This is a genomic window from Grimontia indica (assembly GCF_000333895.2).
Lineage (GTDB): Bacteria > Pseudomonadota > Gammaproteobacteria > Enterobacterales > Vibrionaceae > Enterovibrio > Enterovibrio indicus.
Genome location: NZ_ANFM02000104.1, coordinates 1 through 1,127, shown reverse-complemented (window position 1 = coordinate 1,127; position 1,127 = coordinate 1). Strand labels below are relative to the sequence as shown.

The window sequence follows — 1,127 nt, the reverse complement described above, 5'->3', positions numbered from 1 at the left end:
GGCTCGACTACAGGTACGACGGACGGTTCGACCACGGGTACCACCGACGGTTCGACTACTGGTACGACCGATGGCTCGACTACGGGCGGTACTGATGGCACTACCACAGGTACGACCGACGGTTCAACGACGGGTACGACAGACGGTTCAACGACCGGCGGTACTGATGGCAGCACCACAGGTACCACCGATGGCTCGACTACGGGTACCACTGACGGCTCAACGACGGGTACGACTGACGGTTCGACAACCGGTGGTACCGACGGATCGACTACTGGTTCGACTACCGGCGGTACTGACGGCTCAACAACGGGTACGACAGACGGTTCAACGACTGGCGGTACGGATGGCAGCACCACAGGTACTACCGATGGTTCGACTACGGGCGGCACCGACGGCTCGACTACAGGTACGACTGACGGCTCAACGACGGGTACTACCGACGGTTCAACGACAGGTACTACTGACGGCTCCACGACGGGTACGACGGACGGCTCGAATACAGGTACGACCGACGGCACAACCACGGGTACGACGGACGGTTCAACCACAGGCACGACCGATGGTTCAACCACAGGCACGACCGATGGTTCAACGACTGGCGGTACCGATGGATCGACTACTGGTACGACGGATGGCTCGACCACGGGCGGCACCGACGGCTCAACGACAGGTACAACAGACGGTTCGACCACTGGCGGTACTGATGGCAGCACCACAGGTACGACAGACGGTTCAACGACTGGCGGTACTGATGGCACCACCACAGGTACGACAGACGGTTCTACCACGGGCGGTACGGATGGCACCACCACGGGCACCACCGATGGTTCGACCACCGGCGGCACTGACGGCTCAACCACAGGTACCACGGACGGTTCGACTACGGGCGGTACTGACGGCTCAACGACGGGTACGACGGACGGTTCAACGACCGGCGGTACTGATGGCAGCACCACAGGTACCACGGACGGTTCGACTACGGGCGGTACTGACGGTAGCACCACAGGTACGACCGATGGTTCGACTACCGGCGGTACGGATGGCACCACCACGGGCGGCACTGACGGTTCAACTACGGGCACCACTGACGGCTCAACGACGGGTACGACTGACGGTTCGACAAC

At 61.8% G+C, this 1,127-nt stretch carries 1 protein-coding gene; it reads left to right on the top strand.

The window, feature by feature from the left end; translation table 11 throughout:
- Nucleotides 1–1,127 (top strand): hypothetical protein (locus D515_RS25960; RefSeq protein ID WP_039850790.1); only part of this gene is annotated, 1,127 nt, incomplete at both ends.